Source organism: Campylobacter concisus, assembly GCF_003049705.1.
Classification (GTDB): Bacteria; Campylobacterota; Campylobacteria; order Campylobacterales; family Campylobacteraceae; genus Campylobacter_A; species Campylobacter_A concisus_AR.
Window position 1 is genome coordinate 362,181 of sequence record NZ_PIRF01000001.1, and the last position, 12,102, is coordinate 374,282.

The 12,102-nt window shown below is 40.2% G+C and carries 13 protein-coding genes; 7 read left to right on the forward strand and 6 right to left on the reverse strand.

Features of this window, described 5'->3' with window-relative positions; all coding sequences use genetic code 11:
• Positions 1–98 precede the first annotated feature (98 nt).
• From CVT05_RS09410 to CVT05_RS09420, 3 genes are read left to right on the forward strand one after another with little or no spacing between them, the layout of a single operon-like run.
• Positions 99–599, forward strand: coding sequence for a pirin family protein (locus tag CVT05_RS09410; protein ID WP_234400519.1), 501 nt, complete (start codon positions 99–101; stop codon positions 597–599).
• Positions 592–768 (forward strand): hypothetical protein, encoded by a 177-nt coding sequence (locus CVT05_RS09415; protein ID WP_234400520.1) that lies wholly within the window; start codon positions 592–594, stop codon positions 766–768. The genes CVT05_RS09410 and CVT05_RS09415 overlap by 8 nt, the downstream gene beginning before the upstream one ends.
• 43 nt (positions 769–811) lie before the next feature.
• Complete coding sequence (locus tag CVT05_RS09420) at positions 812–979, forward strand: pirin-like C-terminal cupin domain-containing protein (protein ID WP_234400522.1); 168 nt, start codon at positions 812–814, stop codon at positions 977–979.
• 211 nt (positions 980–1,190) lie between these two features.
• Here the strand turns inward: CVT05_RS09420 and CVT05_RS01775 are convergent, their stop codons facing one another.
• From CVT05_RS01775 to CVT05_RS01805, 6 genes are all read right to left on the reverse strand, one after another.
• Positions 1,191–2,090 carry a restriction endonuclease gene (locus CVT05_RS01775; RefSeq protein ID WP_107697619.1) on the reverse strand — a complete coding sequence of 300 codons (900 nt, stop codon included), beginning with the start codon at positions 2,088–2,090 and terminating at the stop codon, positions 1,191–1,193.
• Between the two features lie 362 nt (positions 2,091–2,452).
• On the reverse strand, positions 2,453–3,172 hold the full coding sequence (locus CVT05_RS01785; protein ID WP_107697621.1) for a fumarate reductase iron-sulfur subunit: 720 nt from the start codon (positions 3,170–3,172) through the stop codon (positions 2,453–2,455).
• Positions 3,165–5,183 carry a fumarate reductase flavoprotein subunit gene (locus CVT05_RS01790; protein ID WP_072595155.1) on the reverse strand — a complete coding sequence of 673 codons (2,019 nt, stop codon included), beginning with the start codon at positions 5,181–5,183 and terminating at the stop codon, positions 3,165–3,167. Before CVT05_RS01790 ends, CVT05_RS01785 begins: the two co-directional genes overlap by 8 nt.
• A gap of 14 nt (positions 5,184–5,197) precedes the next feature.
• On the reverse strand, positions 5,198–5,896 hold the full coding sequence (locus tag CVT05_RS01795; RefSeq protein ID WP_107697622.1) for a fumarate reductase cytochrome b subunit: 699 nt from the start codon (positions 5,894–5,896) through the stop codon (positions 5,198–5,200).
• 119 nt (positions 5,897–6,015) lie between these two features.
• Positions 6,016–6,831, reverse strand: a complete 816-nt coding sequence (lgt, locus tag CVT05_RS01800; protein ID WP_107697623.1) for a prolipoprotein diacylglyceryl transferase — start codon at positions 6,829–6,831, stop codon at positions 6,016–6,018.
• Positions 6,832–6,871: 40 nt separating this feature from the next.
• Positions 6,872–7,513 carry an IMPACT family protein gene (locus tag CVT05_RS01805; RefSeq protein ID WP_107697624.1) on the reverse strand — a complete coding sequence of 214 codons (642 nt, stop codon included), beginning with the start codon at positions 7,511–7,513 and terminating at the stop codon, positions 6,872–6,874.
• 126 nt (positions 7,514–7,639) lie between these two features.
• Between CVT05_RS01805 and galU the strand changes: the two genes are divergently transcribed.
• From galU to CVT05_RS01825, 4 genes are all read left to right on the forward strand, one after another.
• The gene (gene galU, locus CVT05_RS01810) at positions 7,640–8,461 is read left to right on the forward strand and encodes a UTP--glucose-1-phosphate uridylyltransferase GalU (RefSeq protein WP_009294249.1); all 822 of its coding nucleotides are present in this window, start codon (positions 7,640–7,642) and stop codon (positions 8,459–8,461) included.
• Complete coding sequence (locus tag CVT05_RS01815; RefSeq protein WP_107697625.1) at positions 8,458–9,678, forward strand: glucose-6-phosphate isomerase; 1,221 nt, start codon at positions 8,458–8,460, stop codon at positions 9,676–9,678. Before galU ends, CVT05_RS01815 begins: the two co-directional genes overlap by 4 nt.
• Positions 9,679–9,681: 3 nt before the next feature.
• Positions 9,682–10,227, forward strand: coding sequence for a DUF1287 domain-containing protein (locus CVT05_RS01820; RefSeq protein ID WP_107697626.1), 546 nt, complete (start codon positions 9,682–9,684; stop codon positions 10,225–10,227).
• 62 nt (positions 10,228–10,289) lie between these two features.
• On the forward strand, positions 10,290–11,879 hold the full coding sequence (locus CVT05_RS01825) for an ABC-F family ATP-binding cassette domain-containing protein (protein ID WP_107697627.1): 1,590 nt from the start codon (positions 10,290–10,292) through the stop codon (positions 11,877–11,879).
• Positions 11,880–12,102: the final 223 nt, after the last annotated feature.

A 12,102-nucleotide genomic window follows, 5' to 3' on the forward strand; every position in this document is an offset into this window, starting at 1 on the left:
TTATTTAAGAAACTTAATAAGTATTTATTAAAATTAAATTATATGTTAATGGTGCCTTTTTATAATCTCCGCATGAAAATAAAAAATAAGGAGAAAACATGAGAAATGTTAGCAAGGTTTACAATCCAAAAAGCTCGCACTGGGTGGGTGATGGATTTTTAGTATATCCGCTTTTTACGCATATAGATGAAGTTGATAAGGGAACGAATCCTTTTTTGATGCTTGATTATGCAGCACCACAGTATTTTGAGCCAAACAATGGACAACCTCGTGGCGTTGGCGAGCATCCGCACAAAGGTTTTGAGACAGTAACTATCGCTTATGCTGGTGAGGTCGAGCATAGAGACTCAACAGGTGGTGGTGGCGTCATAAAGCAAGGTGACGTGCAGTGGATGACAGCTGGTGCAGGAGTAACTCATCAAGAATTTCACTCAAAAGAATTTAGTCAAAAAGGTGGGCTTTTTGAGATGGTGCAGCTTTGGGTAAATTTACCAAAAGCACATAAAAATACGCAGCCTAAGTATCAGCACCTACTAAAAGAGCGTATCCCAGTAGTTAGTATAGGAGACGGTGAAGCTAGGATAATAGCTGGTGAGTGAGTATGAGAACACAAGGGGTGCTGCAAATACATTTACGCCGCTAAATGTCTGGGATATAAGCGTAAAAGAAGATGGTAAGATAACGCTAGACATACCAGTAAGCCACAATCTAAGCTTGGTCATCTTGCGTGGCAATGTGATAATAAATAACTCACAAAAAAGCAAGTGAAACACAACTAGTAAGGTTTGAAAACGCTAGTGGTGCAGTAATCATAAAAGCTATGGGTGGTGAGGCAAAGATACTACTTCTCTCAGGTGAGCCGATAGATGAGCCAGTAGTAGGATATGGACCGTTTGTGATGAATACAAAAGAGGAGATTAATCAAGCAATTGATGATTATCGCAGAGGAGAATTTGGGCAGATACCGGTAGAAAACTAAATAAAACGCACGTGGTTAAGGCCATGTGCGTATTTTAGAAATTTTGTTATTTTTTTTGTAAAGCTTTGTAAGATAGAGTCTTGCTAAGCTTTACAAAAGTAAAATCTTAAAAATTAAAGCGTTTTTGTATAAATTTAATGATGCCACAAAGCTTGCTTTTACTGTTTTGTTTTAAAATTTAAATAGCAAAAGATAATTTCAAATCAACGCCTTAAAAATTATTTTCCTCAAAAAAGTCGGTATCAATTTTGCAAATTTCATATATTTGGCTTGTCTGAACTCCGACTTTGTATTTTACCATTAGCTCTGCAAGCTTGTCGCCATCTATCAAAACCACGCTAAAATTTTGATTATCTTTGGCGAAATTTTCAGCTTCTTTGGTAAATTTTGCTGTAGTGATAAAGACACCTTTTTTAGTATTTTTATTTGAGATGGCGCCGATAAACTGCTGAATCTCTGGCCTACGGATATTACTACCGTCTTTGTATCTTTTTGCTTGGATATAAATTTTAGAAAGCCCAAGTTCATCTTCATCTATGATACCATCTATCCCGCCATCTGGGCCTTTGTTTGTGAGATTTCCGGCTCCATAATTCATCTTTTCAAGTAGTTTTGTTACAAGGTATTCAAAAAATCTTGGCTCTTTTTCTAAAATGCTAGATAAAATTTCACTTTTTAGCTCCTCTTTTATCTTGCAAAGCGCTTCATCTATATTGTCATCTGGGGTATTTTCCGTGGCTTCTTTTTTCTCTTGCCTTATCTCTTGTTTATAAATTTCATCGTACCAAGTGAGAAATTTGCTCTTTTTGTCCTTGCTACTTACTAGCTCTTTGCCAAAATTTGTTATAGCAAATAGACTTCTACCAACTTTTTGAAGCGGTACTTTTTCTGGCTTTGATTTTACTTGAGCTGTTGTGGCCAGATAGGATAAGGCCCAATCGGTACGATTTATATAAGTTGGAGTTCCTCTTTTTATTTTTTGCAAAAGATCTTCGTCTTTTAACTTAAAATGCTTAATTATAAATTTATAAATTTCAGCTCTATTTGCCTCTTTCTTTTGTGCGACAAATTCTAAAATAGGCAGCATCATATCTTTATAACTTGGTAACATTTTATATCCTTAAATGAAGCAAATTTTTGAAATTATATAAATTTTTTGGCTTAAAAGCTATAATCAAAATATGAGAAGTCTTGGCCTAACAAATTTTCTTTTAGAAAATAGTAGCTTATTCGTAAATACCTTTGCTACGATATTTGCACTATTTTTTTGTTTTATTTCTGGTGTCGGAATCGTATTTATATTTATTGCATTTCCACTTGGTTATATAATGGGCGCACTCTTATCAATCCCATTTTTGATATTTTTATTTTTCTTATTTGTATCTATTGATATCTTTTTATACCTTTTGGCATCTATTTGCAGTCTTTTTTAATAAATTTAGAAGTAAATTTGGGGCTTTTACAGCCCCTTTTTTACTTTATTACAGCCATTTTTCTGCGCATATAAGCTATGCGGCTTTGAAGTGGTAAGTGTTTAGGGCAGTTGTCTTCACAGCCTAGCAAAGTCATACAGCCAAACACGCCGTCATCGTCGCCGATAAGCTCGTAAAAGTCCTCGTCGGTTCGTTTATCAAGCGCGTCGATTTTAAACCTAGCTACGCGGTTAAGTCCGACCGCACCGATGAAATCAGGCCTCATGATAGCCGTACCGCACGCAGCCACGCAGATACCGCACTCGATGCAGCGGTCAAGCTCAAATACCTCTTGAGCCACTTCAGGCTCAACCTTTTCCTCAAGCTTAGAGATATCGGTCTCGTGGTCGGTGTGTATCCAGCTCTCCACACGCCTACTCATCGCATTCATCCAGTTGCCCGTATCTACGCTTAAGTCTTTTAGTAACTTAAATACTGGCAAAGGCATAAGCTCGATTACTCCGCTTTCAAAATCCTTAGTAAGAGTTCTACAAGCTAATCTTGGCTTACCATTTACAAGCATGCCACAACTTCCACAAATTCCAGCACGACAAACGAAGTCAAAGCTAAGATCCGGGTCAAATTTCTCGCGAATCATATTTAACGCAATAAACAATGTCATACCATCAGTCTCTTCTAGCTCGTATGTCGCAAAGTGCGGCTTTGAAATTTTGCTTAACGGATTATATTTAAATGCTTTTATGGTTATTTTTCTACTCATATCCTATTCCTGCTCTTTCGTTTGGTGCTTTATATTTTGGTTGAAGATCATAGTGCATTAAAGCCTCTTGAATTTCTTGTCTGCTCTTACCTTCAGCTTGCATTTTCTCACGAATTTCATCAACCTCTTTTTGGCGGATGGCACTATCTGGATGCTCAATAATATTACCTTTCGCACCATAGCCTCTAAATGCTGGTGGCATCTCCATTTTCATAATATCAAGTGGCTCATACACGATAGTCGGTAGCGTATCGCCCTCTTTCCAGCTAGTTAGAGTTCTGTTTAGCCAGTTTAGGTCATCGCGTTTCGGATAGTCTTCGCGGCAGTGCGCTCCGCGGCTTTCTGTGCGATCAAGCGCGCCTTTTGCGATACAAAGTGCTAGTTTTAGCATCTTTGGTACGCGGTAGGCTTCCTCAAGCTCAGGGTTGCCAAATAGCGCCTTATTGGTGACTTTAACATCTAAAGATTGCTTATAAAGCTCTTCAAGCTCTTTTACCGCTACGGCTAGACCTTCGCCAGTTCTAAAGATCGCTACGTGCTCCCACATGATGTCTTTCATCTTGTTTTTGATCTCAAATACGTTAAATTTGCCCTCTTTTTCGACTAGGCTTTTTAGATAGTCTTCCTCTTTTTTAACGAATTTTTCGATATCTGCGGTATTTATATCTATCTCGTGGCTGCCGCAGTAGTCGGCAAAATAGTCCCCAACGATCATGCCAGCTACGACGGTTTCTGAAACGGAGTTGCCGCCTAGACGGTTAAATCCGTGCATATCCCAGCAAGCAGCCTCGCCGGCGCTAAATAGACCCGCTAGCGTCGGACTCTCTCCAGTTGGCTTAGTTTTTATGCCGCCCATAGAGTAGTGCTGCATAGGTAGGATCGGCGCCCAGCCTTTACCGCGTTGGCGTCCGTTTTCGTCGGTATATACTTCGGTGTCGGCAGGGTCGATACCGTTAAAGATTTCGCAAATTTCTTGAACGTCGCGTAAGTTTTTCTCGATATGCTCACGTCCTAGGATCGAGATATCTAGCCAAACATGATATCCGTACGGGCTAGGTACGCCCTTGCCTGCGCGGATATGCTCCATGATGCGGCGGCTTACGACGTCGCGGCTAGCTAGTTCTTTTTTCTCAGGCTCGTAGTCAGGCATAAAGCGATATCCGTCCACGTCGCGCAAAATTCCGCCGTCGCCGCGGCAACCTTCTGTTAGCAAGATACCGCTTGGAACGATCGGAGTCGGGTGAAACTGCACCGCTTCCATATTTCCTAGCTGAGCTACACCAGTCTCAAGAGCGATGGCTGCACCGATACCTTCGCAAACTACGGCGTTTGTAGTGTGTTTATAAACCCTACCGTAGCCGCCCGTAGCGATTAGCGTGCCTTTTGCGACGTATGCAGTGATCTCGCCGTTAACTAGATCGCGGACGATCGCGCCGTAACAGCGATTGTTTGCGTGGATTAGCGCGATAGCTTCTTTTCTGTCATGAATTTCGACGTTGTGTTTTAGAGCTTCGTTTGCTACGGCAAAAAGCATCGTGTGACCGGTGGCGTCGGCTGTAAAGCATGTTCTCCATTTTTTAGTTCCGCCAAAGTCGCGAGAGTGGATGAGTCCGTGGACCTCTTCTTTTTCTACGATAGTCGTTTTTTGAGCGTTGATGATAGCGCTTCTCTCGCCTTTTGTTATACGAGTCCAAGGCACGCCCCAAGCGGCTAGCTCGCGGATCGCCTTAGGCGCGGTTTGACAAAACATACGTGCTACTTGCTGATCGCAGCCCCAGTCGCTACCTTTTACTGTATCAGCAAAGTGTACATCTTCGTTATCGCCTTCACTCATTTTAGAGTTACCAAGGCTTGCTTGCATGCCGCCTTGCGCAGCCGCAGAGTGCGAGCGTTTTACAGGTATGAGACTTAAAACAACGGTGCTTAAGCCCTTTTCTCCAGCAGCCACAGCAGCTCTAAGACCAGCTAGACCACCACCAATTACCAATGCATCATAATATTTTACATTCATCTTCTAGCTCCTTTTTAATGGCTGATCCACACGAAATCAGCGATCAAAGCGATCACAGCAAGTATGCCATAAATGACAAATACAACTGTCTTTGCCTTATTTCTTTTGGCAAACATTTCGTGCTTATTTGCACCATCAATGCTTATCCATTTGACATACAAGCGGTACATACCGATACTAGCGTGAACGACCATAAAAACAAGTAGTGCGAAGTAGAAAATTTCTAATTGATGAAATGCAGCCGCTGATTTGTCGGCAGTAATATGTCCACCAAAGACTATATCTACTAAGTGTGCGCTGGCTGCAAAAAATAGCGCAAAACCGGTTAAAAACTGAAACCACCAAAGCGTAGTATCAAGGTGCTTCATGCGGTCTTTGTGGCCTCTAAACATTAGATATTGTCTGTAGTTTGCTGGAAATTTTCTCATAGCTAAAAATGCATGAGCGATAAAAATGGCAAATATTACCGCAGCTATGACATTAGTGATCCACCATGTAGTCTCGCCGAATAAAAATTTAGCCTCCGCAAACCCTACGACAGCGTTAAATGCGTCTTTGCCAAGTAGTATAGTAGAAGTAAAAACCATATGGCACAATATAAAACAGGCCAAAATAAACCCTGTAATACTTTGCCATCTATCCCAAGCGGCTGGAGTGCGACTTTTTTTGTCGTCCGACCGTTTTCCCAAAAAACCTTCTATAAGCCCGGTCATGAGCCCTCCTAAGAAATTTGAAATAAATTATCATTTCTTAATACTAATTTAAATATTAGTATTAATTGATAAAGCTAATGCTAGCAGATTTTTACTTTAATATTTTTTAAACACTTATATTAGAGCTTTGAAAATTTTTTATAAAGCATGGCATAAATAAAAATTCCAAAACCACACATGATAAGTGATAATATTTGACCCATTGAAAGATTAAAAATAATAAATCCAAGCCCTGAATCAGGCTCTCTAAAAAATTCACAAATAAATCTTGCAAAAGTGTATAAAATAGCATAAAGCGCGATCAGCTCGCCATTAAATTTCTTAAATTTTCTATATAAAAATAAAATAACAAAAATAACTAAACCTTCTAAGAATGCCTCATAAAGTTGGCTAGGATGCCTTGGCTGGCCAAAAACATTTATCGCCCAAGGCACATCCGTAACTCGCCCAAAAAGCTCTTGATTTAAGAAATTTCCGACCCTGCCAAATGTATAGCCAAAAGGTATGCAGATGGCGCAAAGATCAAGCAACTGCCAAGCGTTTTGCTTATATCTTTTGCAAAATAAAATTGTCGCAAACAAAAAGCCAACTACTGCTCCGTGGTAACTCATGCCACGAATTCCTATAAACTCGCCGTTGTGGATTGGATTAAAAATTTGCCAAGGCTGCGTTAGATAGTATCCCGCTTCGCCAGAATAAACTAAAACCCAGCCAAGCCTAGCGCCTAAAATAACGCCTATTTCAACCCAGAAAAAGTAATTATCCAAGAGCTGATTTGAGATTGGGATTTTATCTTTTTTAACGAGATATTTTGCCATGGCAAGCGCCAAAACAAGGGCTAAAATATACATAAGCCCATACCAGTGCACGCTAAAGCCAAAGATACTAAAGGCGACTGGGTTAAAGTGGTTATAAATATCGTTCCAAATTTCCATTTTTACTTTCTTTTTAAAATTTTTGCGATTTTATAATGATTTAGCTTTGATGAGCGAATAAACTCTTGCCACTAAGTGCAAGGGCTAAAAATTTAAACTCACTTGCTTCAAATTCTTTGCAAAATTTAAACAGCTCGGCAAACTCAGCCTCATTTAAATTTACGCTCCAGATCGCTCCAGCATCATTAAATTCTCTTTCAAACTCGCTTAAATTTTTAGTGGCAAAATAGTGCTCAAAGCGGCTCATCAGTGAAAATGGCGTAAAAAATTTGATCTCATATTTTATCTCAAATTTCATCACGCCACCATCTTTTATGGCCTCATTTATCACCTCATTTACAGCCCCAGAGTAGGCTCTGACTAGCCCTCCAGTGCCAAGCTTTATCCCGCCAAAGTAACGAACTATCAAGACGCCAACATTTATAAGTTCAGCGCCCCTTAGCGCATTTAGGCTTGGCTGGCCGCTAGTGCCTTTTGGCTCGCCATCGTCACTTTGATTTTCGACAATTTGTCCGTATTTGTTTAGCTCTCTTGTTGCCCAAACTACGTGAACAGCCTTAAAATGCTCCTCTTTTAGGCTCTCATGCAATCTCTTAAACTCACTTATCGGGCATAAAAATGCTAAGAAATTTGACTTTTTTATATCAAGCTGGGCTTTAAAAATCCTGTCAATCGTCTGCAAATTTGCTCTTTTTTAAAAATTTTAAAAATCTTATCAATTTGCTAATTAAAGCCTTGTAAATTCAGACAAATTTATATTATTAAGGAAAAGATAGTAGAATTTTGCAATTTTTCATGAAGGACTAAAATGATACAAACTTGCCTATTTCCAGCGGCTGGATATGGAACGAGGTTTTTGCCAGCTACAAAATCGCTCCCAAAAGAGATGTTGCCAATCCTTACAAAACCGCTCATTCACTACGGCGTTGATGAGGCACTTGAGGCTGGCATGGATAATATGGCCTTTGTCACAGGACGCGGAAAAAGGGCACTTGAGGACTATTTTGACATTAGTTACGAGCTAGAAAAAGAGATCGCAGGTAGCTCAAAAGAGTCACTGTTAAGCGAAGTTAGAAATTTAATGAGCTCATGCACATTTTCATTTACGAGACAAAATGCTATGAAAGGGCTTGGACATGCTATTTATACAGGTAAAACGCTAGTTCGTGACGAGGCATTTGGGGTCATTTTAGCAGATGATCTATGCATAAATGAAAACGGCGAGGGTGTGCTTTCACAGATGGTTAAAATTTATGAGAAGTATCGCTGCAGCGTAGTTGCGGTAATGGAAGTGCCAAAAGAGCAGACTAAGTCTTATGGCGTCGTAAGTGGTAGATTTATAGAAGATGATCTTATAATGGTCGATGATATGGTTGAAAAGCCTGATCCTGCCGAGGCTCCGACAAATTTGGCGATAATCGGACGCTACATCCTAACGCCAGATATTTTTAACATCTTAGAGCGAACAAAGCCAGGTAAAAACGGCGAAATTCAGATCACTGACGCGCTAAAAACGCAGGCAAAAGATGGCATGGTACTAGCTTATAAATTTAAGGGCAAGAGGTTTGATTGCGGCAGCATCGACGGCTTTGTTGAGGCTACAAATTTCTTTTACGAGCGAAGTAAATGATAGAAACTTTATTTAAATTTAACTTTGCAAGCAGCGATGTCATCGACTCCTACACCAAACGCATAAATGACGAGTACGAAAGCGGCGAGATAGGCTACTACCACCTGCCGGTCCTTGGGCAAAATTTACTTGGCGAGATTGAGGAATATGAAAAGGGGCTAGCTCATATCAAAAACGTCGTGCTAGTTGGCATCGGCGGTAGTAGTCTTGGCGTAAAGGCGCTAAAATCAATGCTTGAAGGCTCAAAAGGGATAAAAAGAGAGCTTTTGTTTTTAGATAACGTCGATCCTTGCAGCTACAAAAGCACGCTTGATGGGGTAAATTTTGACGAGACGCTTTTTGTAATAAGCTCAAAATCAGGCAATACGATCGAGACGATAACTATTTTTAAATGTTTGCTTGATGACTTTAAGCCTCAAAATTTAGGCAAAAATTTCCTCATCATCACTGATCCTGGGACAAATTTAGAAAATTTCGCCAAAGAAAATGGCATTAAATTTTTTAACATTCCAAAAAATGTTGGCGGGAGATTTAGCGTGCTAAGTGCGATTGGCCTTGTGCCTCTTGGTATCTGTGGCTACGATATAAAGGCACTTCTGGAGGGTGCGCTTGCTTGCAAGAAGCAATACATCGAGCAAAAAGATAGCTCCATAGTCGCTAAAGCTTACCACTACGCCACTAGCAGAAATGCCAGTATAAATGTCATATTTAGCTACTGCGATAGGTTTTTTGAATTTAACGACTGGTATGTGCAGCTTTGGGCGGAGAGTCTTGGCAAAAAAAGAGGCTACAAAAGGGTTGGTCTTACGCCAGTTGGACTTGTTGGCAGCCGCGATCAGCACAGCTTTTTGCAGCTTATCATGGACGGCGTAAAAGATAAGAGCGTGACATTTATAAAGATAAAAGATCACGCGAGCGACAAAACTATCCCAAGTTTGAGCTTAAACGGGCTTGAAGAGTGCGATTTTGTGGCAGGTCTAAGCCTAAATGAGCTTATAAATTTGCAGTGCGACGCGACTGCTATGGCGCTGGTGCAAGAGGGCATAAGTGTCGATACTATCACGCTTGAGAGGCTTGATGAGTTTCACGCTGGCTGGCTCATTTTTTACTACGAGCTACTAACCTCGGCCACTGGTATCATGCTAGGCATCAACACCTACGATCAGCCAGGCGTTGAGATAGGAAAACGTATCCTAAAAACCATGCTTTTAAAGTAGAAAATGAAGAAATTTCTACTTTTAGCTCTTTTTGCCACGCAAATTTTTGCCTTTTCGGCGAGTAAATTTGTAAATGACGCTAGGTCGCAGATCGGTGTGACGCTAAGTTACGATCCAAGCTACGAAAGGCTCGCCTATCCTATGGGTGACGTGGATATCAAAAAGGGCGTTTGCACCGACGTTGTGGTAAGGGCGCTACGTCATCAGGATATGGATCTGCAAAGGCTTATTTTTGAAGATATGAGTAGAAATTTCGCAAGCTACCCTAAAAAATGGGGCCTTAATAAGGCTGATAAAAACATCGATCATAGGCGTGTTTTAAACATCGCTACCTATCTAAAAAGAAAAGGTTTTGAGGTAAGAGATGATAAATTCTTGCCAGGGGATATCGTCACATGGGTGCTGCCAAGAAATTTACCTCACATCGGTGTGATCTCAGATAAATTTGAAGGACAAACACCGCTTGTCATCCACAATATCGGCTCTGGCGTGCAAGAAGAAAATATACTTTATAACTACAAGATCACAGGTCATTTTAGGCTAAAGTAGCAAAAATGGCTTTTTAATCAAATTTTAGGCAAAATCGCAAAAAATAAATTCAAGGAAAAATAATGTTAGAAGTTAGGGGACTTACTCAAAGATTTGCAAGCAGTTTGCTATTTGAGGATGTAAATTTAAAGCTAAATCGCCACAACAGATATGGACTAATCGGTGCAAACGGCGCTGGCAAGTCGACATTTTTAAAAATTTTAAGCGGAGCTATCGAGCCAACTAGCGGCGAGATCGTCATAGAAAATGGACTAAAGGTTGGCGTGCTTGGGCAAGATCAGTTTGCGTTTGAAAATTTCACGCTAAAAGACGCGGTACTTTATGGCAACAAACGCTTATACGACGCTGTCAAAGAGAAAGAAAAGCTCTATATGAGCGAGGAATTTACAGATGAGATAAACGAGCGCTTAAGTGAGCTTGAGATGATAAGCGCCGAGGAGGACCCAAGCTACGAGTACGAGACTAGGATAGAAAAAATTTTAAGCTCGCTTGGGTTAAATGAATTTGATAAGCTAATGAGCGAGGTCGAAAACTCAGATAAAGTTAAAGTTTTGCTAGCTCAAGTACTATTTCCAAAGCCAGACATCTTGTTCTTAGACGAGCCAACAAACAACCTTGATATAGACGCGATCGCATGGCTAGAAAACGAGCTAAACCGCCACGAGGGCACGCTTGTGGTTATCAGCCACGACAGACACTTTTTAAATAGAGTTTGCACAAACATTTTGGATGTGGATTTTAAGAAAATTCGCGAGTTTTCAGGCAACTACGACGACTGGTATATGGCTGCAAATTTGATCGCAAAGCAGCATGAGATGGAACGCGATAAGAAACTAAAAGAGAAAGAGGAGCTGGAGAAATTTATCGCGAGATTTTCAGCAAATGCGAGCAAGGCAAAGCAGGCAACCTCTCGTGCAAAACAGCTTGAAAAGCTTGATATTACCGAGATCGCAGTATCAAGTAGGCGCGATCCTAGCATATTATTTCGTGCAAACCGCGAGATAGGAAACGAGCTAATTGAGCTAAAGAACATTAGTAAGAAATTTGATAATAAAGTGATATTTGAGAACTTTAACTTTAAGCTTGAAAAGGGCGACAAACTAGCCATCATCGGCCACAACGGCGTTGGTAAAAGTACGCTTTGTAAGATCATAATGGGCGAGATAAAGCCTGACGCGGGCGAGGTGCATATAGGCGCGACCATCGAGCTAGGATATTTTGCGCAAGATACGGTAAATAAGATAGATGGCGAGCTAAAGCTTTATGAGTACTTGCAAGATGCCAAAAACAAGGACATCGACGAGATCAGAAAGTGCCTTGGTAGGATGCTCTTTAGCGGCGCTGAGCAAGAAAAGGCAGTGGGCGCGCTAAGTGGTGGCGAAAAACACCGAGTAAGGCTAGCTCAGCTTATGCTTCATAGGCCAAATTTACTTGTCATGGATGAGCCAAACAACCACCTCGACCTTGAAGCTATCATCGCGCTTGGCGAGGCGTTTTATAACTTTAATGGCTCAGTTATTTGTGTGAGCCACGACAGGGAACTAATAGACGCCTTTGCAAATAGAATTTTACACCTAAAAGGCAATGGCGAGGTTGTTGATTTTAAAGGAACATACGAAGAATACAGAGTAAATTTAGGGCTTGAGAGCTAAAATTTGTTATTTCTTGCTCCTAACTGCAGGGGCAAGATTAAAATTTATATTTACTACAAAATTCTTACAAATATTAATCTAACTATATAAATTAAAAATAGCTTATAAAAATTATTAAAATCCAATAAAAAGACTTTATAAGTAAATAAGAAAAATTAATAAGAATTTTCTAAAGTATTAGTAAGATTTGTAAAATAATATTTATTAAATAATATTTTTATGA